The organism is Ewingella sp. C233 (assembly GCF_055407225.1).
Genome location: NZ_JBUZRI010000003.1, coordinates 127,286 through 151,478 on the forward strand (window position 1 = coordinate 127,286; position 24,193 = coordinate 151,478).

24 protein-coding genes and 1 tRNA gene are annotated in these 24,193 nt (G+C 51.7%); 5 read left to right on the forward strand and 20 right to left on the reverse strand.

Translation table 11 applies throughout. The features are described from left to right. Window positions 1–79: 79 nt before the first annotated feature. The 3 genes from ACZRKO_RS15825 to ACZRKO_RS15835 all read right to left on the reverse strand — a co-directional run bounded on the left by ACZRKO_RS15825 (window position 80) and on the right by ACZRKO_RS15835 (window position 1,749). Window positions 80–646: a hypothetical protein gene (locus ACZRKO_RS15825; protein WP_064358876.1), complete on the reverse strand. Its 567-nt coding sequence runs from the start codon at window positions 644–646 to the stop codon at window positions 80–82. Window positions 647–662: 16 nt separating this feature from the next. After that, window positions 663–1,142, reverse strand: a complete 480-nt coding sequence (locus ACZRKO_RS15830; RefSeq protein ID WP_115627380.1) for a hypothetical protein — start codon at window positions 1,140–1,142, stop codon at window positions 663–665. A gap of 100 nt (window positions 1,143–1,242) precedes the next feature. Next, a complete protein-coding gene (locus tag ACZRKO_RS15835) occupies window positions 1,243–1,749 on the reverse strand; it encodes a hypothetical protein (protein WP_256562913.1) in 507 nt (168 codons plus the stop codon). A gap of 2,002 nt (window positions 1,750–3,751) precedes the next feature. On the opposite strand from ACZRKO_RS15835, the gene ACZRKO_RS15840 reads away from it, so the two are divergent. Then, on the forward strand, window positions 3,752–4,360 hold the full coding sequence (locus ACZRKO_RS15840; protein ID WP_463738215.1) for a tyrosine-type recombinase/integrase: 609 nt from the start codon (window positions 3,752–3,754) through the stop codon (window positions 4,358–4,360). Window positions 4,361–4,625: 265 nt separating this feature from the next. Here the strand turns inward: ACZRKO_RS15840 and arsC are convergent, their stop codons facing one another. Genes arsC through ACZRKO_RS15855 form a run of 3 tightly spaced genes read right to left on the reverse strand, consistent with a single transcriptional unit; the run spans window position 4,626 to window position 6,723 of the window. Further along, window positions 4,626–5,051 (reverse strand): glutaredoxin-dependent arsenate reductase, encoded by a 426-nt coding sequence (gene arsC / locus ACZRKO_RS15845; protein WP_064358874.1) that lies wholly within the window; start codon window positions 5,049–5,051, stop codon window positions 4,626–4,628. A gap of 15 nt (window positions 5,052–5,066) precedes the next feature. Then, entirely contained in the window at window positions 5,067–6,356 is a 1,290-nt protein-coding gene (locus ACZRKO_RS15850; RefSeq protein ID WP_064358873.1) for an arsenic transporter, read from the reverse strand. A 46-nt stretch (window positions 6,357–6,402) separates the two neighbouring features. Continuing rightward, entirely contained in the window at window positions 6,403–6,723 is a 321-nt protein-coding gene (locus tag ACZRKO_RS15855) for a metalloregulator ArsR/SmtB family transcription factor (protein WP_071998062.1), read from the reverse strand. An 89-nt stretch (window positions 6,724–6,812) separates the two neighbouring features. Here ACZRKO_RS15855 and arsH point away from each other — a divergent pair, with 89 nt between their 5' ends. Next, complete coding sequence (gene arsH, locus ACZRKO_RS15860; RefSeq protein WP_064358872.1) at window positions 6,813–7,514, forward strand: arsenical resistance protein ArsH; 702 nt, start codon at window positions 6,813–6,815, stop codon at window positions 7,512–7,514. A 487-nt stretch (window positions 7,515–8,001) separates the two neighbouring features. Here arsH and ACZRKO_RS15865 read toward each other — a convergent pair. The 6 genes from ACZRKO_RS15865 to xerD form a co-directional block, all read right to left on the reverse strand. After that, a tRNA-Gly gene (locus ACZRKO_RS15865) sits at window positions 8,002–8,075 on the reverse strand. A 150-nt stretch (window positions 8,076–8,225) separates the two neighbouring features. Further along, window positions 8,226–9,752, reverse strand: a complete 1,527-nt coding sequence (gene lysS / locus ACZRKO_RS15870) for a lysine--tRNA ligase (RefSeq protein WP_463738216.1) — start codon at window positions 9,750–9,752, stop codon at window positions 8,226–8,228. Between the two features lie 9 nt (window positions 9,753–9,761). Further along, a protein-coding gene (gene prfB, locus ACZRKO_RS15875) for a peptide chain release factor 2 (protein ID WP_463738217.1) occupies window positions 9,762–10,860 on the reverse strand; the annotation gives its coding sequence in 2 pieces (ribosomal slippage) (window positions 9,762–10,784 and window positions 10,786–10,860; 1,098 coding nt in all). Window positions 10,861–11,002: 142 nt separating this feature from the next. Continuing rightward, entirely contained in the window at window positions 11,003–12,736 is a 1,734-nt protein-coding gene (recJ, locus tag ACZRKO_RS15880) for a single-stranded-DNA-specific exonuclease RecJ (protein ID WP_463738218.1), read from the reverse strand. Window positions 12,737–12,742: 6 nt separating this feature from the next. Next, the gene (gene dsbC / locus ACZRKO_RS15885) at window positions 12,743–13,459 is read right to left on the reverse strand and encodes a bifunctional protein-disulfide isomerase/oxidoreductase DsbC (protein ID WP_463738219.1); all 717 of its coding nucleotides are present in this window, start codon (window positions 13,457–13,459) and stop codon (window positions 12,743–12,745) included. A gap of 25 nt (window positions 13,460–13,484) precedes the next feature. Further along, complete coding sequence (gene xerD / locus ACZRKO_RS15890) at window positions 13,485–14,390, reverse strand: site-specific tyrosine recombinase XerD (RefSeq protein ID WP_463738220.1); 906 nt, start codon at window positions 14,388–14,390, stop codon at window positions 13,485–13,487. 84 nt (window positions 14,391–14,474) lie between these two features. On the opposite strand from xerD, the gene fldB reads away from it, so the two are divergent. Further along, window positions 14,475–14,996, forward strand: a complete 522-nt coding sequence (gene fldB / locus ACZRKO_RS15895) for a flavodoxin FldB (RefSeq protein WP_463738221.1) — start codon at window positions 14,475–14,477, stop codon at window positions 14,994–14,996. A gap of 48 nt (window positions 14,997–15,044) precedes the next feature. Here the strand turns inward: fldB and ACZRKO_RS15900 are convergent, their stop codons facing one another. Continuing rightward, entirely contained in the window at window positions 15,045–15,491 is a 447-nt protein-coding gene (locus tag ACZRKO_RS15900; protein ID WP_463738222.1) for a protein YgfX, read from the reverse strand. Then, window positions 15,472–15,738 carry an FAD assembly factor SdhE gene (sdhE, locus tag ACZRKO_RS15905; RefSeq protein WP_463738516.1) on the reverse strand — a complete coding sequence of 89 codons (267 nt, stop codon included), beginning with the start codon at window positions 15,736–15,738 and terminating at the stop codon, window positions 15,472–15,474. Before sdhE ends, ACZRKO_RS15900 begins: the two co-directional genes overlap by 20 nt. A gap of 279 nt (window positions 15,739–16,017) precedes the next feature. Between sdhE and ygfZ the strand changes: the two genes are divergently transcribed. After that, entirely contained in the window at window positions 16,018–17,010 is a 993-nt protein-coding gene (ygfZ, locus tag ACZRKO_RS15910) for a tRNA-modifying protein YgfZ (protein WP_463738223.1), read from the forward strand. Between the two features lie 68 nt (window positions 17,011–17,078). Here the strand turns inward: ygfZ and trhA are convergent, their stop codons facing one another. Further along, on the reverse strand, window positions 17,079–17,723 hold the full coding sequence (gene trhA / locus ACZRKO_RS15915; RefSeq protein WP_463738224.1) for a PAQR family membrane homeostasis protein TrhA: 645 nt from the start codon (window positions 17,721–17,723) through the stop codon (window positions 17,079–17,081). Between the two features lie 337 nt (window positions 17,724–18,060). On the opposite strand from trhA, the gene ACZRKO_RS15920 reads away from it, so the two are divergent. After that, window positions 18,061–18,669 carry an HD domain-containing protein gene (locus tag ACZRKO_RS15920; RefSeq protein ID WP_463738225.1) on the forward strand — a complete coding sequence of 203 codons (609 nt, stop codon included), beginning with the start codon at window positions 18,061–18,063 and terminating at the stop codon, window positions 18,667–18,669. An 83-nt stretch (window positions 18,670–18,752) separates the two neighbouring features. On the opposite strand, the gene ACZRKO_RS15925 is transcribed toward ACZRKO_RS15920, so the two are convergent. Genes ACZRKO_RS15925 through ACZRKO_RS15945 form a run of 5 tightly spaced genes read right to left on the reverse strand, consistent with a single transcriptional unit; the run spans window position 18,753 to window position 23,786 of the window. Beyond that, the gene (locus ACZRKO_RS15925; RefSeq protein WP_463738226.1) at window positions 18,753–20,072 is read right to left on the reverse strand and encodes an ABC transporter substrate-binding protein; all 1,320 of its coding nucleotides are present in this window, start codon (window positions 20,070–20,072) and stop codon (window positions 18,753–18,755) included. Then, on the reverse strand, window positions 20,053–21,177 hold the full coding sequence (locus ACZRKO_RS15930) for an ABC transporter ATP-binding protein (RefSeq protein WP_463738227.1): 1,125 nt from the start codon (window positions 21,175–21,177) through the stop codon (window positions 20,053–20,055). Before ACZRKO_RS15930 ends, ACZRKO_RS15925 begins: the two co-directional genes overlap by 20 nt. Window positions 21,178–21,179: 2 nt before the next feature. Then, window positions 21,180–22,004 carry a phosphodiesterase gene (locus tag ACZRKO_RS15935; protein WP_463738228.1) on the reverse strand — a complete coding sequence of 275 codons (825 nt, stop codon included), beginning with the start codon at window positions 22,002–22,004 and terminating at the stop codon, window positions 21,180–21,182. 26 nt (window positions 22,005–22,030) lie between these two features. Next, the gene (locus tag ACZRKO_RS15940; protein ID WP_463738229.1) at window positions 22,031–22,924 is read right to left on the reverse strand and encodes a carbohydrate ABC transporter permease; all 894 of its coding nucleotides are present in this window, start codon (window positions 22,922–22,924) and stop codon (window positions 22,031–22,033) included. Further along, the gene (locus tag ACZRKO_RS15945; protein ID WP_463738230.1) at window positions 22,914–23,786 is read right to left on the reverse strand and encodes a carbohydrate ABC transporter permease; all 873 of its coding nucleotides are present in this window, start codon (window positions 23,784–23,786) and stop codon (window positions 22,914–22,916) included. Before ACZRKO_RS15945 ends, ACZRKO_RS15940 begins: the two co-directional genes overlap by 11 nt. Window positions 23,787–24,193: the final 407 nt, after the last annotated feature.

The following is a 24,193-nucleotide window of genomic DNA, read 5'->3' on the forward strand; positions in this document are numbered from 1 at the left end:
GCGCCAGCCAGCAACGGCAGGTAGGGCAAAATGTCTATGAGGTTCAATGCTGGACACTTTCAGACCGTCGCGGTCTGACTCACGGTTGCGGCCTGGTTAATGGCCCTGGCTTGCCTGCCTGGTTCTTACTGATTCGTCTCACCGGGTTTATCTGGATTGGTTTAAAACGGCTCGCGGCCTTCCGTTTAGAAACCATAATAAACTCAATGTAGAGAGGATCATTTGCTGGCGGCATTCGTGCATTGATCGAGGATTCAGCAACCCCGTTTTGACGCAGCGACATAACTACCCAGTACAATGAAAGGCCCAGCGCCGTGCAGATATCTGCGAGCGTTGCACCCTCGTTGAAGCTGGTCAGCGCTAACCTGGCGTTGGTATAGCTGTTAGTTTTGGCAAATCGACGGCAACGCGGATTGTATGAGCTATTGTACAGTTCGATAACGCGATCCAGCGGAAGCCTACAGATCAGCGCGACCTTTCCGGGCGGCATTCCGGCAATGAGCATGTGTTTACATTTCCGCAACACGTCCACATCGCGCGAGCGGCACTTAAACAATAGCGTTAAGTCTGGGAGTTCTGAATCTGGTAGTGGTTCGGGTAGGTCTGTGTTCTGGGTGGCGGTCAACGCCTTGCGTTTCTCAATCATTTGTCCTCTTTAGTTGTCACGCAGCGGCTTTAGATGTAGAACCATTCAGGAATCGCTGTAGCTCATCTGTTGAGCCAGCGATAGCCAAGCGCCGTGCGTATTCACGATCCGTATTGGTTAGGTTGTACACTGGAATGGTGAATTGGTGATTTTCGTTTTGCTGGGAATGTTTCTGCAACTGGTGCGTTATGCCCTGTGAAGCGCATCGGGCGGCACTTGTGTAATACTCAATCATTCGCTGGCAGTATACTTCCCCATCAACTGCCAGCCGTTTACGATTTAGAGTCGCCGCTACTGTTTGAGTGCTGATTACTTCCAGCGATTGAACCAACCGGAAAACGGCGGATGAGCTAACCTGATTAGTGCCGGTTTTAATCTGGCCCTTCGCTCCCCTGATAATGTCATTTGCCCATCGGGGTAATTCGTAAAACGTGGCGTAGTTAAGTAAAAAACGTTTTGCTGTTTGGTTATCAATTTTAAATACGGGTCGTGCCAATTTTCCTCCTAAAAATGCATATGCGGAATTGATCCTGCTATCGCGGGTGAGCGATCAGAATTCGGCGGCCTGCATGGCTTGCGTTTTTGGTTGGTCTGCCCTATTTGAGGCAATTTGATTGGCCCGGCGTTGCGCCGGATGGGTTCACACTGTTGGCAATGTCGCGAAGTCGCGAAGTCGCGAAGTCGCCAGCGAAGCTGTAACCGTGTTGTTCCAGGTTCTCCACACCATCAGTGGCAACAAGGAACATGATCACCTGCTCGGGCGTCATAATCAGATTGAGTTTTTCACGGTACAGACGGCGGTAACCCTGGAGCACCGGGGCCAGAATCTCAGTCAGGGATTGACCATCAGCAAACTGGCGGGATAGTGGTTTCAGGATCGCCTTGACCGCTCGGGCGCTCTTTGCCTTTTTCTTTTCCTGTTTCAGGATATGAAGTGCAACGGCAAGCTGCGGGTACTTCGCGTGTGCAGCGTCAGCGCCACCACTACGGCTAATGAAAGACCAAAGTGCGGTTTTGGTGTATGTGCCGTACATGATGGCGTCTGCGATCTGCTCGCCTGTCATGGTGGATAGGGTGATGCGTTGGGATTTAGGTTTGTTCATTTTGGGTTCTCCGTGAGTTATTGAAATTATTCTCGGAGGTTCTAATCGTGAAACCCATTTAGTCAGGAGCCATCACCGGGCGGTAGATGCACCTTATTTGTTAAAAACCATGTTATCAGTAATGATTGTCATTCGCAAGACATTATTTGAATTAAAATGATTTCCAAATCTTACTATGGCACAAGTCAGATTTCAATGTCAAATTATTTTTAAACGCTCTGTAACGCCCTGTGCTGCGTTCTGATGCCTACCCGCTACGTTCGTATTGCCTGAGGTGTTTAAATCGCTCTACGGGCTTCCTGTTAAGCCTGTGACGGATTGGCATGATGTTTGCTTGTTATACCCCCCGCCACCCTCGCCGCCCCCATTGACTCTGCGGGTTACACTCCTCGTGACAATGTGTCCAAATACTGCGCGGCTGTCGCCTTGCTGCCCAAAAGGTGGCTGGCCTGCCGTAGGCAGTTAGCCCATTGCCGTAGCCTTACAACCCCACCAAGAGCGTTTACACGCGATTGGGCTGGGGTCTTAGTGTTGTAGCGTATGGTCACAACCCAGCGAAAACACTTAGATAGCTAAGGGTTCAGCGTAGCGTTGTAAACAAACACAACAACAAAACAACAAAAAAGAAACAAAAAAATCTTCTTTATAATTATTTATAAGACCGAAGCCCGGAGGGTGAGCAGAGTGAAGTCTTATAGAATCAGTCTTAATTTTTTTGTTTTTAATTAGTAAGTTAGTTGGAGATCGTAGCCCGTAGGGTGGAGCGTTCTTCCCGGCCAGGGAAGAGAGAGCGGAGATCTCTAATAACTGTTGCGTTAATTACCGAAGCCCGAAGGGTGAGCGTAGCGAGGTCTTAAAATATAACTGTTGCGTTAATGGCTGGCCTCTCCCAGTCAGAACGCCGCTGAGTCAAAACGTCGTCGTGTTGGTGGCGTATCCACTGGTAATGCAGAAACAAACGCACGATGTGCTGTCCCACCTCTGGCGATCTTTTCTCAAAATAAATAGCCGATAAATACCCCGAAATCAGCCCCAAATCTGCCCTATCTCGCCCCATCCGGGCGACTTCCCTCGTGTGGTTGTGGTCAAGTATGGGTGTTCGCTAAGGTGTAAGTTATACAGCGGTATGGCCTGAGCGCCCCGACTGGCGCGGGTTCGTTAAATTTGTCTGCCAATAATGCAGGGTTGCCCCTTTAGATGTGGGCTAAACAACAATCATGATCACCCCTTAACTTTTGTCTAAAATAATAAAAAGCCGTTTCATTCTCAAAAAACATCGAAAAATCATCGCTTTTTTGGCCTCTGGGAGCCTCTGAGAGAGGCGCTCAGGATCATGGTAATCGTGATGTACCTATTGTGGGAAAACGTCATGGTGTGCTTCTGGTGAAGCGTGGGAGGGCTTGCCGGATGGTGGAAAGGCTGAGGCCGTACATGTTGTGGGATGAGGTCAAGACCAGGGCCGGAGGTCTGGGGAATATCGCCGGGCGCTGGTGTCGTGTTGGTGGGGAATCTGACTCCAGCAGGCAGGCAAAGAAGCGACACTCTAAGTTAGGTCACACTGTATTCAAGTGTGACCTAAGCAAGGAGGAATACAAGCAACCAACTGAATAATAATAACTTTTATCGCCTTGCCGTCTCTGCCGCCGCCGTATCGTGGTTTTATGCAGTCACCAGATGAATAGAACAAGCCGAAATGTGAATGAAAATTCAATTCTTTGCATACATTGACGAAGTTCAGCCAGGCGACCAGGAACCGGGCGAGGACTCGATAAGTCAACCGCCAAGATATTTTGAAATTACATTTCATTTTTATTGAACCAGCCAGGCGGGCACTTAACCGTTTTCCAAGTCCGAAGATACTAACCGTGCTCTGAGTCCGCAGGATATTTCCCGACCAGCCAGCCTCCGGCATGGCCCTTGTTGGTATGCCTCCCGGCGGGGCTGGGTTGCATCCATCACATTTATTGTGACCAAAGGAAAATGATCAAAAAAGTTCTTTACAATGATCGACTTAACGATCAATCATTCACTCATCAGAACGATTAATGGAGCACAAATCATGGCAAAAACAAACGCGCCAACGCTGGAAGAAGCAGCAGCAATTGAGAAGGTTTTGAGGTATCGCAATGAGACCTACGCAGACGCCTGGGCGCTTAATCTCAACCTGGCGTTACGCATTAGTGATCTGTTGGCACTGACTTATAAAGATGTTGCCGGGACGGAAATCCGCATCACAGAGGGCAAGACGAAAAAAGCGCGGGTTATCCCGATTAACGAAAAGGCGCGGGAGATTATCAACCGCCGCCGTGCGGCATATCCCGAAGATATATTCCTGTTTCAGTCCCGATCAAACCGCGTGAAGGGCCAGGCTGCGAGGCCAGTCACCAGAGAGTCAGCCAGTAGGGCATTCAGTGAGGCTGGGGAGATGGTGACGGATAAAAACATCGGGACACACAGCGCCCGCAAGTGTCGCGGGCGTGCGTTGTGGGAACGCGGTGTACCCATCGAGACAATATCCAAGATGCTGAACCACAGCAGCCCGACGGTCACCATGACGTACCTCGATATTACGCAAGACGAAGTGAATCAGACCTACGATCTGAACATTTAACAACATGGGGACGCGTAGATGAAAAAACGTACAGTAAAAGCACCATCAGTGTCAGTTTTAACTTTGTTAACCCTGCTGGCGTATCAGCCTCTGGCAGCATATGCAGGCCGTATAACAATGCAACTGACAGACGAGCAAGAACTGCCGAACGGAAAACGGCTATGCGTATATTGTAACTCGATATACACATTCACCCACATCACCCGGTCAATGTCTTGCCAATACACACGCACATTTAACACGGATGATGCGGAATAGATTATGGTTAAATCAGTCGCTTGCCATCCTTATCAACGACCTTTTCACCATCTTCTTTAATAAACTCGCCTTTTTGAGGATTTGGTAGAATCTCCAACACAACCTCAGATGGACGGCAGAGGCGCGTTCCAAGTGGTGTAACGACAATCGGACGATTGATCAAAATAGGGTGGCTCAGCATTGCCTCAATCATTTCTTCATCGGTAAAACGATCCTCTGCTAAACCAAGTTGCTCGTATGGTTCTACATTTTTCCGCAGTAATGCTCGAACACTGATCCCCATTGCGCTGATCAACTCTGAAAGTTGATCTCTGCTTGGTGGATTTTCCAGGTAGAGAATCACGGTCGGTTCAACATCGCTATTCTGAATCAAAGCCAGCGTATTACGGGATGTTCCACATGCTGGATTGTGGTAAATGGTTATATCAGTCATGGTTCTTCTCTTAACTTACAGGGAAAACGACAAGCGCAACACCAGCGCACTGAGGGTAACGAACAGCACAGGCAGCGTCATAATCACGCCCACCCGGAAGTAATACCCCCAACTTATTTTTATGCTTTTCTGATCAAGGACATGTAACCAAAGCAGCGTAGCAAGGCTCCCTATAGGTGTGATTTTTGGCCCCAGATCGCAGCCAATCACGTTGGCATAGATCATCGCTTCCTTGATAACCCCTGATGCCGTACTCCCATCAATCGACAAAGCGCCAATCAAAACAGTAGGCATGTTGTTCATGATGGATGACAAGAATGCAGATAAGAAGCCGGTTCCCAGCGTTGCGGCCCAGAGACCTCTATCCGCAAACTGGTTTAGAACACCCGAAAGATGTTCGGTGAGTCCTGCATTACGCAGACCATAAACAACCAGGTACATACCGAGCGAGAACACTACAATCTGCCAAGGCGCACCACGCAACACCTTGCCCGTATTGATCGAATGCCCTCGTTTAGCAACGAGGAAGAGTATTAACGCCCCAACTGCCGCAATAGCACTTACAGGGATTCCAAGAGGTTCGAGCACAAAAAAACCTATCAAGAGAAGCAATAACACTATCCAGCCTGTTCTGAATGTTGCCGGATCTTTAATAGCTTCTGCTGGTGCTTTCAGTCGGGAAAGTTCGTAAACGGCTGGAATGTCTTTACGGAAGAACAAGTGAAGTACAGCAAGAGTGGCTGCAATAGCGGCAAAATCCACCGGAACCATCACAGAAGCGTAATCACTGAACCCCAGTTTGAAGAAGTCAGCAGAAACAATATTCACAAGATTAGATACGATCAGCGGTAAACTTGCCGTATCAGCAATAAACCCCGCTGCCATAACGAAAGCCAGCGTTGTTCCTTTACTGAATCCCAGCGCCAATAGCATAGCAATGACAATCGGCGTAAGAATCAGCGCTGCGCCATCATTAGCAAACAGAGCAGCAACAGCCGCCCCCAGTAACACTATATAAGTGAATAGCAGCCGCCCATGTCCATTACCCCACCGGGCAACATGTAAAGCGCACCATTCAAAGAAGCCAGACTCATCAAGCAGTAAGCTGATGATGATAACCGCGATAAAAGCTGCGGTAGCATTCCAGACAATGTGCCATACAACCGGGATGTCATTTATCTGTATAACCCCCGTAACTAAAGCCAGCACCGCACCAATTGAGGCAGTCCAGCCAATACTAAGGCCGCGAGGTTGCCAAATAACAAAGACAATGGTTAGTACGAAGATTGCTCCTGCCAATAACATTCCGAACCCCTTAAACACATTCGATTTGGTGAATGTATTTTTGTTATCATCCGCAAACAGCGGTGTTTACGTTATTCAAAGATTGTCGTACTTCATCGCGCTGGCTACTCCAGGCTGTGTCGATGATTGAAGCCGCCCATGCTGGCATGTGTGGTGAAAGTCGATAATAAATCCATTTTCCTTCACGGCGATCCAGCACCAGTCCGGCATCTCGTAGCAAAGCTATGTGCCTTGAAACCTTTGGCTGAGATTGGTTAGTGACCGAACATAGCTCGCAAACACAAAGTTCCCCAGCCTCACGCAGTAACAGAATAATCGTCGTGCGTGTCTCGTCTGCAAGTAGCTTGAAAAGTTGAACAGGTAACATCTGTGAGCAGCCCCAGTCAAAAACGAATACATATGTTAATTCATATGTGTTAAAAGTAAAGCATAGCGTAAAAACTCTGGAGTAACAACATGAAGACATTCCCTGCCCTTGATACTGATTGCTTTGATGCAACCATAGCTGAAAGGATCGGAGGTTCAGCTATCTCTCCTCGCTTTCTCATCCTTTACGGCTCAGTACGTCAGCGATCATTTAGTCGATTTAGTGCCGAAGAAGCCGGGCGATTGCTTACGGAAATGGGGGCTGAGGTGAAAATCTTTAATCCATCAGGTTTACCACTTCCTGATGATGCACCAGAAACTCACCCAAAGGTGCAGGAGCTACGGAGCCTGGTTCGATGGTGTGATGGTATGGTGTGGAGTTCTCCAGAAAGGCACGGTGCGATGAGTAGCATTCTGAAAGCCCAAATAGACTGGATTCCTTTAACAGAAGGAGCGATCCGCCCTTCTCAAGGAAAAACTCTGGCAGTGATGCAGGTTTGTGGCGGCTCTCAATCATTTAATGCCGTTAATCAGATGCGTGTCCTTGGGCGCTGGATGAGGATGTTTACTATCCCTAACCAATCATCGGTGGCAAAAGCCTGGCAAGAGTTTGATGATGATGGACGAATGAAACCATCTTCTTATTACGACCGCATTGTTGATGTGATGGAGGAACTATTCAAAATCACACTGATTTTGAAAGGCCACACTGAGTACCTTGCAGATCGTTATAGCGAAAGAAAAGAAAACCACGAGCAACTCTCCGCCCGAGTGAATCAACAAAAAATTTAAAAAGTAACAGCCAGTGAAAGGCAATAGAGATCATTTAGCGCCGTGTTGGGCACACCAACAGAAAGCGCCGAAGGCGTATCATCAGATTGTCAGTTAACCGCTCTCTTATCGAGTACCGATCATTTATGGCTCGGTGAACACCACGGCAGAGCCAGTCCCTTTCCCGGACTGGTTAGGCTTCCCAACATTTGCTCGTTTATCCGTGGCGTGTCATCACGACAGGCTGGTACGGGACACCGCGCTAAGTGTGGAACAGTTAAAAGTTTTGGGAGAGTTTTAAAGCCCTGGTGAAGGCATCTGCTGTTCATGTTGGACTGTCGCAGTATGAACTTGGAACTACTGCCAGCGTGGTGGTATGCTCCCCTTATACCACTGACCACACACGCGGCAGGTGCGGGCGTAGTACAATGGGTAGTTTAAGTTGTACCTGCTTTGCAGGGCAACGTAACTAACTGAATAATCTAACTTGTTGATTATTCAGGAGAACTGGAGCGGGCGAAGGGAATCGAACCCTCGTATGCAGCTTGGGAAGCTGCCGTTCTACCATTGAACTACACCCGCATCGGTGTGCGTGTGCATTATAACCGGTTGTGTGTGGTGAGCAAGGCGAGTTTGCGGATATACGCTTGAGATTTAAGCAGTTAGATTCCAGTGTGATTTTACGCATGAAAAAGGGAGCCGCAGCTCCCTTTGTGTTTCTTACGCAGTGATTTATTTCTGCGGGCGCATGGCCGGGAACAGGATCACGTCACGGATGGTGTGGCTGTTAGTGAACAGCATCACCATACGGTCAATACCGATACCAAGACCCGCCGTTGGCGGCAGACCGTGTTCCAGCGCGGTGACGTAGTCTTCGTCGTAGAACATCGCTTCGTCGTCGCCAGCATCTTTAGCACTTACCTGGTCAGCAAAGCGCTGTGCCTGGTCTTCTGCATCATTGAGCTCAGAGAAGCCGTTACCGATTTCGCGGCCACCGATGAAGAATTCGAAGCGGTCGGTAATTTCCGGGTTTTCATCGTTACGACGTGCCAGCGGTGATACTTCTGCCGGGTATTCAGTGATGAAAGTCGGCTGAATCAGCTGTGCTTCGGCGGTCTCTTCGAAGATCTCAGTGACGATGCGGCCAAGGCCCCAGCTCTTCTCGATTTTAATACCGATAGATTCAGCAATCGCCGTCGCTTTCGCCAGGTCGTCGAGATCGGCAACGTTGGTTTCAGGACGGTATTTGCAAATCGCATCACGCATGGTCAGCTTGGCGAATGGCTTACCGAAATCGAAGGTGTGTTCACCGTAAACGATTTCTGCATTACCGTCATTTACCTGCTCTGCCAGCGTACGGAAGAGGTTTTCGGTCAGCACGATCAGGTCTTTGTAATCCGCATAAGCCATATAGAGTTCCATCATGGTGAACTCTGGGTTATGACGCGGAGAGACGCCTTCGTTACGGAAGTTACGGTTGATCTCGAATACGCGATCAAAACCGCCTACCACTAAACGCTTCAGATACAGTTCCGGCGCGATACGCAGATACATGTCGATATCCAGCGCATTGTGGTGCGTGATAAACGGACGTGCCGCAGCACCACCAGGGATCACCTGCATCATCGGGGTTTCGACTTCCATGAAGCCCTGTTCGACCATAAAGGTACGAATAGCGGCCATAATTTGCGAACGCACCTTGAAGGTTTTACGTGATTCATCGTTGGCAATCAGGTCGAGATAACGCTGACGGTAACGCGCTTCCTGATCCTGCAAGCCGTGGAATTTATCCGGCAACGGACGCAGTGCTTTGGTCAGCAGACGCAGTTCAGAACAGTGGATCGACAGTTCGCCGGTCTTGGTTTTGAACAGCTTGCCGCGCGCGCCCAGGATATCGCCCAGATCCCACTTTTTGAACTGCTCGTTGTAAACGCCTTCCGGCAGATCGTCACGGGAAACGTAAAGCTGAATACGGCCGCCCATGTCCTGCAAGGTAACGAAAGAGGCTTTGCCCATGATACGGCGAGTCATCATGCGGCCAGCGACGGTGACTTCAATGCCTAAATCTTCCAGCTCTTCGTTCTCTTTGCTGTCGTATTTGGCATGAATTTCGTCAGAAATAGTGTCACGGCGGAAATCATTTGGGAAAGCGATGCCGGTTTCGCGCAAGGCGGCCAGCTTCTCACGACGGGCTTTCAGCTCGTTGTTAAGATCCGGCACCTGCTCTGCGCCCTGCGCTTTTGGTTGCTGTTCAGACATTTTGGTTCCTTATAACCCGGCTTTCAAACTTGCTTCGATGAATTTATCCAGGTCGCCATCCAAAACGGCCTGCGTATTTCGCGTCTCAACACCGGTGCGCAGATCTTTGATACGCGCATCATCGAGCACGTAAGAACGGATCTGGCTGCCCCAGCCAATATCAGACTTGTTGTCTTCTAACTGTTGCTTATCAGCATTTTTCTTTTGCATCTCATACTCATAAAGCTTGGCTTTCATCTGCTTCATGGCTTGATCTTTGTTTTTATGCTGTGAGCGGTCGTTCTGGCACTGGGTCACAATGTTGGTCGGAAGGTGGGTAATACGTACCGCAGATTCCGTTTTGTTAACGTGCTGACCACCCGCACCTGACGCGCGGTATACGTCGATTCGCAGATCGGCAGGGTTGATTTCGATAGCAATATCGTCGTCCACTTCCGGGTACACAAACGCGGAGCTGAACGAGGTATGACGACGGCCACCGGAGTCGAACGGGCTCTTACGCACCAGACGGTGAACACCGGTTTCCGTACGCAGCCAGCCGAAGGCATAGTCACCAATAATTTTGATGGTCGCGGATTTCAGGCCTGCGACTTCGCCGTCAGACTCTTCAATCACTTCCGTTTTGAAGCCTTTGGCTTCTGCCCAGCGCAAGTACATGCGCAGCAGCATACTGGCCCAGTCCTGTGCTTCTGTCCCGCCGGAACCGGCCTGGATATCCAGATAGCAACTGGCGCTGTCATATTCGCCAGAGAACATACGACGGAATTCGAGCTGCTCAAGCTTGCCGGTCAGAACATCGAGTTCCTCTACCGCTTCATTGAAAGTCTCTTCATCGTCAGCTTCAATCGCCAGTTCCAGCAGACCGGATACGTCATCACGGCCCTGGGTCAGTTGATCGATAGTTTCGACAATCGCTTCCAGCGTGGAACGTTCTTTACCCAGCGCCTGTGCGCGTTCAGGTTCGTTCCAGACATCCGGCTGTTCTAGCTCGGCGTTTACTTCTTCGAGGCGTTCTTTCTTGGCATCATAGTCAAAGATACCCCCTGAGGACGTTCGTCCGCTCAGTCAGGTCCTGAATGCGGTTTTTTACCGGATTAATTTCAAACATATTTTTTCGCGTCTTACGTTGATTCGGAGTTGGCCCAATGCCATTCGAACCGCCAATTCTAACGGAATTAGCGGCGGGTTTATAGCAAGTTGCCGTTTTTTTAGCGCCGTTTATTCAACCACACCACAAGATACAAAACGGCTTATTTCGGCCATAAATGCTGAATGATTAACTGAACGCTGCGGTTACCGCGGTATTCGTTAATATCAAGCCGGTACGCCAGCTCAACTTCGCGCACACTGCTGTCCGGCCAGAAGGTCGGATCGATGTTAAACGCAATCCCGTCGAGCAATGGTCCGCCGCCTATAGGTTCGATCATCAGCTTCAGATGACGCTCTTTGAGCAGCTTTTGTTGCAGTATGCGGAACCGTCCATCGAAGGTCGGCTCAGGGAAAGCCTGCCCCCACGGGCCGCCGTCACGCAGCATTTCGGCGGTATCGATAGTCAGCTCCTGACCCGCCAACTCGCCGTCGGACCAGATAACCCCCTCCAGATGCGAAGGATCCAACCATTCGCCCACCAGCTCAGCAAAGCGGGCGCGGAATTCGTCAAACTTAGCCTCTTCCAGCGACAGCCCGGCAGCCATAGCGTGCCCGCCGAATTTCATCATCAGACCGGGATTAAGCATATCGATGCGTTCCAGCGCGTCGCGCATATGCAGACCGGCAATCGAACGTCCAGAACCTTTGAGAATGCCATCACCCGCTGGGGCAAAAGCAATCACCGGTCGGTTAAACCGCTCTTTCAGGCGCGAAGCCAGAATACCCACCACGCCCTGATGCCACTCTGGGTGGTACATCGCCAGCCCGTAAGGCAGTTCATCACTGCTGCTTTCGAGTTTGTCACACAGGGCCAGCGCTTCGACCTGCATACCCTGCTCGATTTCACGACGGGTCTGGTTCAGGGCATCTAAATCGAGGGCCAGTGCGCGGGCCTGCGCGATATCATCGCTGAGCAGCAGCGCCACACCGATGGACATATCGTCCAGCCGGCCAGCGGCATTCAGACGCGGACCCAGCGCAAAGCCTAAATCACTGGCGCCCAGTGTGCGCGCCTCGCGGTTGGCCACTTCCAGCAACGCGCGGATACCGGGACGGCATTTGCCCGCACGAATGCGGTTCAACCCCTGATAAACCAGGATTCGGTTATTCGCGTCCAGGGGTACAACATCGGCCACGGTGCCGAGCGCCACTAAATCCAGCCATTCGGCCAGATTAGGAACCGCAAGTCCTTTCTCTTCGAACCAGCCGCTTTTATGCAATGCCGCACGCAGCGCCAGCATCAGATAGAACGCGACACCGACGCCCGCCAGTGACTTAGAGGGAAATTCACAGCCGTGCAGGTTAGGGTTAATAATGGCTTCGGCAGCAGGCAGCGTCTCGCCCGGCAAGTGGTGGTCGGTAACCAGTACCTGAATGCCCTTCTCGTGGGCCAGATCGACACCAGCATGGGACGAAATACCGTTATCCACGGTCAGGATCAGCTCAGCACCCCGTGCAGCAGCCTGTTCGACCACTTCAGGGCTGAGGCCATAACCGTCGTCAAAACGGTTCGGCACCAGATAATTAATTTCGCTGCATCCCATACTGCGCAGGGAAAGTACGGTCAGCGCGGTACTGGTCGCGCCGTCGGCATCGAAGTCCCCGACTACCATAATCCGCAGGCGGTCACGCAAGGCTTTTTGCAATAGTTCAACGGCGGTATCAATACCGTCAAGCTGCTCATAACCGAGCAATCCGCGCACGCTGCGCTCCAGCTCTTGCGGGCCCTGTACGCCACGCGACGCATACAGACGGCGCAGTAAAGGGGAAAGTTCGGCCGGTAGAGATGCGCCGTCAGCCGCCTTGCGGCGGCGAAGTTGGGTCAGCAAAGTCACGTAAAATCAACCACCGGTTTTGTTTGGAATATCCTGAGCATCGAGCATCGCTGCCATCTCTTTTGGCGGCTGATAGCCCGGGATCATCGTGCCATTTTCGAGCACGATGGCTGGCGTACCTGTCACGCCAAACTGCACGCCCAGTTCAAAGTGTTTGGCAATATCGGTTTTACAAGTGGCAGGGGAAATATCATCGCCGCGCATGGCAGCATCAAATGACTGCTTACGGTTGCCGGTACACCAGATGGACTGCATATCTTTTTCGGTTTTGGAATTCAGCCCCTGACGCGGGAACGCCAGATAACGCACGGTAATACCGAGATCGTTGTAGTCCTGCATCTGCTGATGCAGTTTGTGGCAATAGCCGCAGGTAATGTCGGTAAACACGGTGATCACGTGTTTTTCGTTTTTGGCTTTGTAGATGATCATCTCGCTTTTCAGCGCTTCGAGCTTAGTGATCAACATTTTGTTGGTCACATTCACCGGTTGCGTGCCGCTGACGTCATACATCGGGCCCTGCAATACGTGTTTGCCATCTTCGGTGATGTAAATCACACCGCTTTCGGTGGTCACGGCTTTCAGACCCGCCACAGGAGAAGGCTGGATCTCAGCATTTTTCATGCCCAGTTTGTTCAGGGTTCCTTGGAGTGCCGCGTCGTCAGCCTGCGCCGTGGAAGTGATACACGCGGTCAGTAACGTTAACAGCATTAAGCCTTTTTTCATCATTGCGTCCTTTATCTCGCCGCGCTCAGGCACGGGGATGATGTTGTTGATGTAGCACTTTGAGTCGCTCAGTGGCTACATGGGTATAAATTTGGGTAGTCGACAAGTCACTGTGACCTAATAACATTTGCACGACACGCAGGTCCGCCCCGTGATTCAACAAATGGGTGGCGAAGGCGTGACGCAAAACGTGCGGGGAGAGCCGTTCAGCATCAATATTGGCAAGGATCGCATAGTGTTTGATGCGATGCCAGAAAGTCTGCCGGGTCATTTTCTGTGCGCGGCTGCTGGGAAATACAATATCCAGCGACACACCGTTAAGCAGCCACGGACGCCCGTGCTCAAAATAGTACTCAATCCAATACACGGCTTCTTCGCCGAGCGGCACCAGCCGTTCTTTATCGCCTTTACCAATCACCCGCACCACGCCCTGACGCAGACTGAGGTCACTGAGCGTCAGCCCAACCAGCTCCGAGACACGTAAACCCGTGGCATACAACAACTCGAGCATCGCCTTGTCGCGCAGTTCAAGCGGAACGTCCACGCTTGGTGATGCCAAAAGCGCATCGACTTGTGCCTCGCTGAGATCTTTAGGTAAGCGCTGTGGCAGTTTGGGCGAAGACAACAGCGCGGTCGGGTCATCATGGCGCAACGATTCCCGGTTCAGGTACTGAAAAAGACGGCGCATGGCGCTCAGCAGACGGGCGGAACTGGTAGCCTTGTAGCCCCCTTCGACTCTTTCAGCGAGGAAAGCCTGCAGGCCATCGGCCTGCACATTCAACAGGCCAGTATCGTGATGATGCAGCCATGCCAACAGCGATTTTAAATCCAGCCGGTAGGACGCCAGCGTGTTTTCGGCGAGGTTCCGCTCGATCCATAGCGTATCCAGAAATTGCTCACTCAGAGCCTGGTCATAGTCGGCATCGGGCACGTTGACTCCTTATTTCATTCAAACGCTGTTTCATTCGGTATACACTGCCCCCATTCACATTCTTATGACGTTACGGCAACAAGCATGAAAATTGGACTCTTTTACGGCTCAAGTACCTGTTACACCGAAATGGCAGCGGAAAAAATTCGCGAGATCCTCGGTGAAGAGCTGGTCGATTTGCACAATTTGAAAGATGTCGACCCGGTCAAAATGGAAGAGTACGACATTCTTATCCTCGGCATTCCCACCTGGGACTTCGGCGAAATCCAGGAAGATTGGGAAGCGGTCTGGGAAAAGCTCCCTACTCTGAATCTGCGTGGAAAAATCATCGCCATGTATGGCATGGGCGATCAGCTGGGTTACGGTGAGTGGTTCCTCGATGCGCTCGGTATGTTGTATGACCGGTTACTGCCGCTTGGCGCGCAATTCATCGGTTTCTGGCCCATCGAAGGCTTTGAATTCACCAGCCCTAAACCACTCAGCCCGGATGGCAAACATTTTGTCGGCCTCGCACTCGATGACGTAAATCAGTACGATCTCAGTGAAGAACGCCTGCAAGATTGGTGCGACCAAATCCTGCTGGAGATGGACGCGCTGCTCAGCTAACGGGCCAATGCAGCTCCCAGAGAGGTTCGCCCTGAACCTCTTTAAAAATCATCGGCGCTCTTTTTCCGGCTGAGCATTGAGTAACAACTGTCGCAACCGCCGCCACTCCTCCAGACTCATACTGTCGGAAGCCAGCCAGAGTTTCTGCCGCGAGCTGCGCATCGCCTGACGCAACCCACCTTTACGCTTTTCACGCTGCAATGACAGCAGCACTCCGCTGTTGATCATCCAGACCGGTTTTTTGATGGCCCACTCCTGTTGCTGCCAAATCAGCCGGTTGCTGTCGAGCAGGCTTATCTCACCATGACGTGAGGTGATTCGCCGCTGGCTGCGGATACACTCAAATATCACCACCAGCAGCAGCGACATCCATACCGGCCAATAACCGGCGGGCCATGGCGCGAGCAGTATTACCAGCATAATCCCGCCGTGAATACCCAGCGAAATAAGCTGACTGCGCCATGAAACCCGTAAATCACATTGCCACAGGGCCACGGTCTTTATTTCGCGTTTGGATGAGGGCCACCATGCGTTGTAATTCGGCGTCCTGAGGCTCGCCGTGATTCATCAGCCAGTTGAATAAATCCGGGTCATCACAGGTCAGCAGACGGGCGAAGAGCGCTTTGTCAGTATCATCAAGGCTGTCATATTCGTATTCGAAAAACGGCATGATGGAGATATCCAGTTCACGCATACCGCGACGGCATGCCCAGTGAATGCGGGATTTATTATGAATGTCCAGTTGGGTTTTGCTTTCCATAAACTGACTCTTTTTTAGGTACATTGATAATGTTTTTTATCGGTCGGAGAGGATTCTAGCAGCCCACGCGCCCTGCGCGTAACTTTTACATGCCCTGACATTCACATCCCCATCAGGCTTCGCAAAATGGTGCGGTATTTTCATGTAACGAAGAGGTTCACTACGAGGCATCCCGTAAATGGCATAAATTGAGTTTGCAAAGCGGGCGGGCTCTTTTACCATGAGGATAACTGTTCATGTCTCTCAGCCTAGGATCGCATCATGGCGTACAAGTTTCCGTTTCCACCGCAAAAACCTTCAGCCTCTTCCCATCTGCCGCTGACCTTAATTTCTCTCGAAGACTGGGCGATGGTCACCATGACCGGCGCTGATACGGTGAAATACTTGCAGGGTCAGGTGACCGCCGATGTCGATGCGCTCGCGCCGGGCCAGCACATTCTTTGCGCTCACTGTGATGCCAAAGGCAAAATGTTGAGCAACATGCGTTTGTTCAAGCGCGGTGACGGTATGGCGTTTATTGAACGCCGTAACCTGCGTACTCAGCAGATGACCGAAATGAAGAAATATGCGGTGTTCTCCAAAGTGACCTTCACCGAAGATGACGACGTGGTGTTGCTGGGCGTGGCCGGTTTCCAGGCCAGCGCCGCGCTGAAAGACCTGTTTTCCATGCTGCCAACGGCAGAACAGCCGGTTGTGCAGCAAGATGAGAGCACATTGCTGCACCTGTCGCTGCCTGCCGAACGTTACCTGATTGTGACCAGCCCTGAGAAAGCTCAGCAGGTAGTAGAAGAATTGGGCGAGCAGGCACAGCTTAATGACAGCCAGCAATGGCTGGCGTTGGATATTGAAGCCGGTTATCCGGTGATCGACACAGTCAACAGCGTGCAATTTATTCCGCAGGCCACCAATATCCAGGCACTGGACGGTATCAGCTTTAGCAAGGGTTGCTACGCCGGTCAGGAGATGGTTGCCCGGGCCAAATACCGCGGAGCAAATAAGCGTGCGCTCTATTGGTTAGCCGGTAATGCCAGCAAAGTGCCAGCCGCAGGAGATGATCTGGAGTTACAGCTGGGAGAAAACTGGCGCCGCACCGGCACCATTCTTGCCGCCAGCCAGCTTAATGATGGCAGCCTTTGGGTACAGGCCGTGCTGAATAACGATCTCGAACCTGACGCAAAACTGCGCGTGCGTGATGATGCCGCCAGCCAGTTGAGTATCCAGCCGTTGCCATATTCGCTGGTGGAAGAGAAGTGATCAGGCGATAGATAAAAAGGATCCTGCATGACGTGCCGGATCCTTTAGTTTTCGCATTAATTACTGCGTCAGATATAGAAATAGACCGCAAAGAAGTGGCAGGCACATCCGGCCAGCACGAACCCGTGCCAGATAGCATGTGCAAAAGGAATGCGCTTCGAGGCGTAGAAAATCACCCCCAGCGTATATAACAATCCGCCGACCGCAAGCAACGTCACCCCGCCCGCAGACAGACGTACCGCCAGCTGATAAATCACGATCAGCGACAGCCAGCCCATCGTGAGATAAGTGATGAGTGACAACACTTCAAAACGGTGCGCAAAGGCCATTTTGAAGATCACGCCAAACAGCGCCAGCCCCCAGATCACTGCCATCAGCCCTTTCGCCAGTGGCGAGTTCAGCCCGACCAGCAGGAATGGCGTATAAGTCCCGGCGATTAATATGTAAATCGCACAGTGATCGAGTTTTTTCAGCCAGTATTTGGTTTTTTCATGCGGAATTGCATGATAAAGCGTGGAGGCAAGAAACAGCAATATCATGCTGCCGCCGTACAAGCTGTAACTGGTTATCGCCATCATATTGGCGTTTTCGGCCGTAGCCTGAACCAGCAACAGCACTAATCCTACGATACCCAACACCAACCCGACGCCGTGGCTCAGGCTGTTGGCTATCTCTTCAGCCCAGGGGTAATCCTGGTGCTCTGTTTTACTCATAAAGTCACAATCCCCGAGGTAATGATTGAGAAAAACACGTGAATAAATCGTTCAAAAATTTACCTGCAAAGCAGAGTAACTGAGAATAATTCCAGTGTACACGTGTACGCTAAAAATTAGTATTAAGTGATGTAACAAGCTCTTAGCACGATAATCATTACACGCCATATGTTGTGCGAACCGCTTCTAATCGCTCAGTTTATTCGTAATTCCTACGGGCGATTTTTTACATAACCGTCAACGGGCATGCAAAGACATGATTTTTTTACATCATCGGATTATCGTATAGGGGAACACTCCGATAATGACGTCAACAATGAATGACTGAGGTTTGAATATGTTTGAAGCTTCTTCCGCGCTGAATTTCGGCTCGATGACTGACGTTTTTCAGTTCCTGATGGAAATCGATAAACTGAAAAGCGTGCAACGCCGCACGAAAGTGCTCGGTACTCAGCGCCAGGAAAACTCAGCGGAACACAGCTGGCATTTCGCGGTAGCCGCCATGTCCCTTGAGCCTTACGCGCCAAAAAATGTCGATATTCAAAAAGTGATCCGCATGGCGCTGCTGCATGACATCGTTGAAATCGATGCGGGGGACGTACTGGTTTATGACCTCGCCGCCCGCGAAGCGGTGCATGATCAAGAAGTCATGGCTGCTGACCGCCTGTTTGGTATGTTGCCTGCGCCGCTGAATCAGCAATTTCTGGATTTGTGGAATGAGTATGAAGCAGGTGTTACGCCGGAAGCCCGCTTTGCGCTGGTGATTGACCGCGTGCTGCCCGTCATCATGAACCTCAATAATCAGGGTCAGAGCTGGGTGGAAAATAATATTCGCCTAGAGCAGGTGCTGGCGCGCAATTCGTTCATTGGCGACATCAACCCGGAATTGTGGCAACACATCCGCGCGCATCTGGACAATGCCCACGCGCAGGGCTGGCTGAAGTAACGCCTGATATTGACCGCCTGAATACCATAGAGAAAGCCCCGCAGCTGTCAGCCCGGGGCTTTTTTATCACATTACTTATCACGTTATTTAGGTACGTTCAGCGCCGTGGAATCGACGTAAGGTTTCATGATGGCGTCTGCTTTCTGCTGCGCGGCGGCGGCAGCATCCTGTGGCGTTAGTTTCGGATCATTGACCAGCGCCCCCAACTGATTTTCCATCGCCTGACGTACGGCAACGGTTTCATACGTCGAATACCACGGATAGGCGTATTTTAGCTGGTCCAGCGCGATGGTCGCACGCGGATCTTTCGCCAGATACTCTTTCATTTCCGGTGTGTCATAAGATGCAATACGCGGCGAGAAGTAACCGGTAAAGCGGCTCCAGGCGCCATTTACTTTCGGGCTGACCAGATATTGCAAGAAGGTATAGGCGGCCTTTTTCTGATCTTCCGAAATCCCTTTAAAACTCACCAGACTCGCCCCGCCGATACTCACACCATTACGCACTTTCTGCGGCATCATCGCCACGCCCAGCTCGAAATCTTTGGTATTTTCACGCATAAAACCCAGCGCACCGGTACTGAGCATAGTCATCCCCAGTTTGCCGGAGAAAAACGCTGCGCTGATCTGCTTGGAATTCAGCACGCCCGCCGGCATCACCTTGTCGCGGTACACCAGATTTTGCCAGAACTGCAACGCGCCAACGGTAGAAGCGCTGTTGTAATACACCTCTCCCGGATAGTCGGCATTGAAGTACTGACCGCCGTTGGCACGGGTCAGCGCCGATAAAATCCAGCCGCCGTAATCATCATTAGTGGACGGCAGCATAATGCCCCACTGCCCTTTGGCCTGGTCGGTCAGCTTTTTGGCATCTTCCAGCAACTCATCCCAGGTTTTCGGCGGAGTTGAAATTCCCGCTTTGGCAAACAGGTCTTTGTTGTAATAAAGAATAGGTGTCGAATTGTGGAAGGGTATGGCGTACGTCACGCCGTTGAGCTGGGCGTTCTGACGCATCGCAGGCCAGAAATTTTGCGTCAAAAACGGCGTGGCTTTCTGGTCGCCGTATTTGAACAGGTCATCCATCGGCAGGATCTCATTCTTAATCGCCAGATCCGCCGTAAAATTAGCCGACATGATCACCAAAGCCGGTGGCTGGCCAGACTTAGCAGCCGCCTCAGCTTTCACTTTGGTCGTGTCGTAGTTACCGGTAAAAATACCGCGCACTTCGACATCATTTTGCGACTGGTTAAATTCTTTGATTACGCGGGTCATTTCCATGGTCAGCTTGCCGTCAACCGGTGCCGGAAACATGAAATCGATACTCTCTTTCGCTGCCGCCGTGCCTGCGGACAGCAGCCCGAGTGCCAGCGTTAAGGCGTGAAATTTATGCCGGGTCAAACGCATAGTGAGTCTCCTGGTAACTGTGTTTCAAATTCAGCCGGGTTTGGCCTGAAAAGAGATGAAGGTCGTGCGAAGAGAAGTACAAGGTGACGCGATCGCCGGGTTGTGGGATCTCCCGGCTGTTTTCACGTAATTGGTTTTTTCTGATGTAGCGGATATTGCCGATATTGCTCTGTGCATGGCACAGATATTCAGCCCCCAGCAGCTCACGGTGAGTCATTGTGACCTCGAGTTTCAAGGGATGCTGCGGGTCCGGCTGGTCATTGAAATGTTCGGGCCGGATGCCCAGATAAACCTCGCTGAGACCGCGTGCGTGGTTGCTGTCCGGAAGCTGAATTCGTTGTTCCTCCAGTATCAGCGCGCCCTGCGCGCAAGGCAGTTTGCAGATATTCATCGACGGCGTGCCGATAAACCCGGCCACAAACAGGTTCGCCGGATGGGCGTAGAGCGTTTCCGGTGCGCCGATTTGTTGCAGATTCCCCTGGTCCAGCACGGCTATCCGGTCGGCCATGGTCATGGCTTCCATCTGGTCGTGCGTGACATACACCGTGCTGGTTTTCAGCTGTTTATGCAGGGTCATGATGCCGTCACGCACTTCGGTGCGCAGCCGCGCATCGAGATTCGACAGCGGTTCATCCATCAGAAACAGCTTCGGGTCGCGCACGATGGCCCGCGCCATCGCCACCCGCTGCCGCTGACCACCCGAAAGTTTCCCCGGTTTTCGGTTCAGCAACGGTTCCAGTTGCAATAACCCCGCGACCCGGTCCACTCGTGCGCGGTGTTGCGCTTTCGGCTCATTACGCATCCGCATTCCGAACGTGATGTTTTGTTCAACGGTCATGTGCGGGAACAGCGCGTAGTTCTGAAATATCATCGAAAAATTGCGTTCACGTGGTTCCAGCGCGGTGATGTCCTCGCCGTCTTGCAAAATCCGCCCGTCACTGACGTTCTCCAGCCCGGCCAGCAGGCGCAGCAAGGTGCTTTTCCCGCAGCCGGACGGGCCGACCAGCACCAGAAACTCGCCGTCGGCGATCTCCAGCGACAGGTTATTCACCGCCGTACTGCCCTCAAACTGCTTGCTGATATTTTCCAGACGAATGGCCGACATGATTAATCATCCACCGGGCAGCTGATCGCCGCGTCATACAGGTAGGGACCAGGATATTGCGATAGCGGATGCAAATAGCTGACCAGACCGGTTTTATCCACCAGCCGGTGCATGACACAAGCGGCGGGTTCAAGGTTATAAAACGGCGCAGGGTTGTGGTGGAAATAGGGAACCTGATGCACGGTGCCGGGAATGGTGCTGATGATCGCCTGCTTATATTGGGTGAAAATCAACCGGTGCGTATGGCCGCAGAAGACACGCACCAGCGACGGAAAGCGGTCAATCAGCGCCAGCAGTTCGTCTCCGTTCTCGCAGGAGATGGCATCCATCTGCGCCGATCCTACTTTAACCGGCGGGTGGTGCATAAACACCGCCGTCTGTTTATGCCCGCCCTTCTCTAACTGAGCTTCCAGCCATGACAGGGTTTCAGGGGTGAGAAAACCTTTGGATTCACCGGCCAGACTGCTGTCGATAAACAGCAGGCGCATATCAAAATCGTCCACCGCATAGCGCATATTTTGCGGGTCATTGCCAAGCTCAGGGCACAGCGGATGCAGCGCTTCGAGGAACTGTGCCTTGTCGTCGTGGTTACCGGGAATGATGTACAGCGGGTAATGCAGGTTTTGCAGCGTGCGCCGCGCCACCAGATATTCCTGCGGCAAGCCACAGTTCACGATGTCACCGGTGATCACCACGGCGTCAGGTTGTTCTTCCAGCGCATTCAGCTGATTAACCACTTCCGCATTACACGCGTTGACGTCGATAAAGTCATACAACTTGCGGCCTTCACTGCGAAAATGCATATCGGAAATTTGTGCGAGAAACATCGGTCACTCCTTTATTCAACGACGGTTTATTTGATGCCTGAAAAGCCGAAGCTTTTAAGAAATTGTTTCTGAAAAAGCACGAACGCCAACATCAATGGCAGACACACCATCAACGTACCGGCGGTGATAAGCCCCCACTGGCCACCAGATTCCGCGCCCATGGCGAACGACACCAGCCCGACGGTCAGCACCTGTTTGTCCGGATCGTTGAGCACCATCAGCGGCCAAAGATATTCATTCCAGTGATAGGTAATACTGACGGTGGCGAAGGCCAGAATGGCGGGCCACGACATCGGGATCAGTACGCGGAACACCACCTGCCACCAGCGGCAGCCTTCCATCAGCGCTGCTTCTTCGATTTCACGGGGAATACTGAGAAACGCTTGCCGCATCAGAAACACGCCAAACGCCGAGGCGAAGTACGGCATCATCACGCCGGTCAATGTGTTGAGCAGCCCGAACTGTTTGAGGATCATCATGTTCGGCACCATCATGATCACCGGCATGATCATCAGCTGGATAAGCAACAGGTAGAACAGTGTCTGTTTGCCGCGAAATTCGTGATAGGCAAAGACGTAACCGGCAGTGGTGATGGTCACCAGCTGAACCAGAAACGTGCCGAAGGAGAAGAAAATGGTGTTGGCGTAGAGCCTTAACCAGTCGGCGCTGTCCCACGCATCGCGGAAGTTTTGCAGCGTCAGTGGAAAACGTGGCAGCAAAGAGGCCATTCCGGGCCCGAAACTGCTGGCGCTGAAGGCGGCCGAGATCATCCAGATAAAGGGCGTGACCCACAGCAGTGCGGCGCACACCAGCAGCACCGGCAACGTGGAACGACGCGCCCCACGCAATAATAAGGAAGGTGCACGGCTGCGCGGTTTTGCCGCCGTGAGCCGCAGGTTTTCCGATGTTTCAACGCTCATAGTGCGCCCCTTTTTCCAGCACCCGCAGGTTCATCACCGAGAAACCAAACAGCAGCACCAGCGTCAGAAAAGTCGCCGCCGAGGCTTTGCCTAAATCGTGCGTGTCATTGGCGAGACTCTGGATGTAATAGAGCATCACGGTGGTGGCGTTATTCGGTCCGCCCTGCGTCATCACCGGTACGTGGTCGATTTGCGTAATGGCGTAAATCAGCGCGATGGTGACCACAAAACTGAGGGTCGGGCGCAGTAGCGGCAGCGTGACGTAGAAAAAAGTCTGGGTGCGCGACGCCCCTTCCATCATGGCGGCTTCGCGCGCCGACGCGGGAATGGACTGCAATCCGGCGAGGAAAAACAGCATGTAATAACCGGCGAATTTCCACACGCCGATTACACTCAGCGCCATCAGTGCGCTGTCGCTCATGCCGAGGTAGTTGTTGTTCATCGGGCCGAAAAGTTTCGCCAGGTAGTAATCCAGCAGCCCCATGCCGGGCATGAAAATAAACAACCACAGGGTGGCGGCGCTGACCAGCGGGATAATCATCGGGAAGAAGAAGGCGGTACGCAGCCAGCGGTTGAGCGAAGTGTTTTCCCACAGCACGACGGCCAGCAGCAGCGCCAGCACAATGCCGGGGATCACGGTCAGCAGGATATACGCGACGTTATTGAGCAGCGCACGCCAGAAAACGTCGTCCGTCAGCAGCCGCGCATAATTCTGCAAACCCACAAACGGCGGGTTATCGGTGTTCAGGCGGCTATCAAACAGGCTGTCCGCCGCCGACTGCACCAGAGGGTAATAGGTGAATAAAAACAGAAAGATCAGGGTGGGCAGCAGCACCAAATAAGGGAACAGCGAACGGCGCATTTCTTGTTACCGGTCAGTCAAACAAGCGCCTACCCTAATATCTCTTCATGTCAGTTATGTGGCAGTGATGTGATGGTTTTTTGTATAAAAATCAGGCGAATGTTACTGAACGAAGTGTTTACCTTGGTGCCTCTCGTTACTCTGTATTCGAAAGGGAAGAGGGGGAGTAAGCCAGAAGCACTGCATTTTTTACTTTAAAAAATCTTAATATGTTGTTTTAAGTGGACGTATTGAGGAATTTTTAAAGTCGGATTACGCTATTTTCACTTTTATACAAAGTAAAAAATTACACGGTGTATTGATAAAGTGAAATGCTTAATGCAGCAGCTCATCGTAAGAAAATCCGTTCAAAATTAATGGCTTATAGACATCCTGCAAGCCTCAAGGAAAAATACTATAAATCAATA

What these genes read in the sequence shown, in the direction of transcription:
- ACZRKO_RS15825 (WP_064358876.1), bottom strand. Translation starts at nt 646, where the DNA reads ATGATTGAGAAACGCAAGGCGTTGACCGCCACCCAGAACACAGACCTA.
- ACZRKO_RS15835 (WP_256562913.1), bottom strand. Translation starts at nt 1,749, where the DNA reads ATGAACAAACCTAAATCCCAACGCATCACCCTATCCACCATGACAGGC.
- ACZRKO_RS15840 (WP_463738215.1), top strand. Translation starts at nt 3,752, where the DNA reads ATGATCGACTTAACGATCAATCATTCACTCATCAGAACGATTAATGGA.
- arsC (WP_064358874.1), bottom strand. Translation starts at nt 5,051, where the DNA reads ATGACTGATATAACCATTTACCACAATCCAGCATGTGGAACATCCCGT.
- ACZRKO_RS15850 (WP_064358873.1), bottom strand. Translation starts at nt 6,356, where the DNA reads ATGTTATTGGCAGGAGCAATCTTCGTACTAACCATTGTCTTTGTTATT.
- ACZRKO_RS15855 (WP_071998062.1), bottom strand. Translation starts at nt 6,723, where the DNA reads ATGTTACCTGTTCAACTTTTCAAGCTACTTGCAGACGAGACACGCACG.
- arsH (WP_064358872.1), top strand. Translation starts at nt 6,813, where the DNA reads ATGAAGACATTCCCTGCCCTTGATACTGATTGCTTTGATGCAACCATA.
- lysS (WP_463738216.1), bottom strand. Translation starts at nt 9,752, where the DNA reads ATGTCTGAACAGCAACCAAAAGCGCAGGGCGCAGAGCAGGTGCCGGAT.
- dsbC (WP_463738219.1), bottom strand. Translation starts at nt 13,459, where the DNA reads ATGAAAAAAGGCTTAATGCTGTTAACGTTACTGACCGCGTGTATCACT.
- fldB (WP_463738221.1), top strand. Translation starts at nt 14,475, where the DNA reads ATGAAAATTGGACTCTTTTACGGCTCAAGTACCTGTTACACCGAAATG.
- ygfZ (WP_463738223.1), top strand. Translation starts at nt 16,018, where the DNA reads ATGGCGTACAAGTTTCCGTTTCCACCGCAAAAACCTTCAGCCTCTTCC.
- trhA (WP_463738224.1), bottom strand. Translation starts at nt 17,723, where the DNA reads ATGAGTAAAACAGAGCACCAGGATTACCCCTGGGCTGAAGAGATAGCC.
- ACZRKO_RS15920 (WP_463738225.1), top strand. Translation starts at nt 18,061, where the DNA reads ATGTTTGAAGCTTCTTCCGCGCTGAATTTCGGCTCGATGACTGACGTT.
- ACZRKO_RS15925 (WP_463738226.1), bottom strand. Translation starts at nt 20,072, where the DNA reads ATGCGTTTGACCCGGCATAAATTTCACGCCTTAACGCTGGCACTCGGG.
- ACZRKO_RS15930 (WP_463738227.1), bottom strand. Translation starts at nt 21,177, where the DNA reads ATGTCGGCCATTCGTCTGGAAAATATCAGCAAGCAGTTTGAGGGCAGT.
- ACZRKO_RS15935 (WP_463738228.1), bottom strand. Translation starts at nt 22,004, where the DNA reads ATGTTTCTCGCACAAATTTCCGATATGCATTTTCGCAGTGAAGGCCGC.
- ACZRKO_RS15940 (WP_463738229.1), bottom strand. Translation starts at nt 22,924, where the DNA reads ATGAGCGTTGAAACATCGGAAAACCTGCGGCTCACGGCGGCAAAACCG.
- ACZRKO_RS15945 (WP_463738230.1), bottom strand. Translation starts at nt 23,786, where the DNA reads ATGCGCCGTTCGCTGTTCCCTTATTTGGTGCTGCTGCCCACCCTGATC.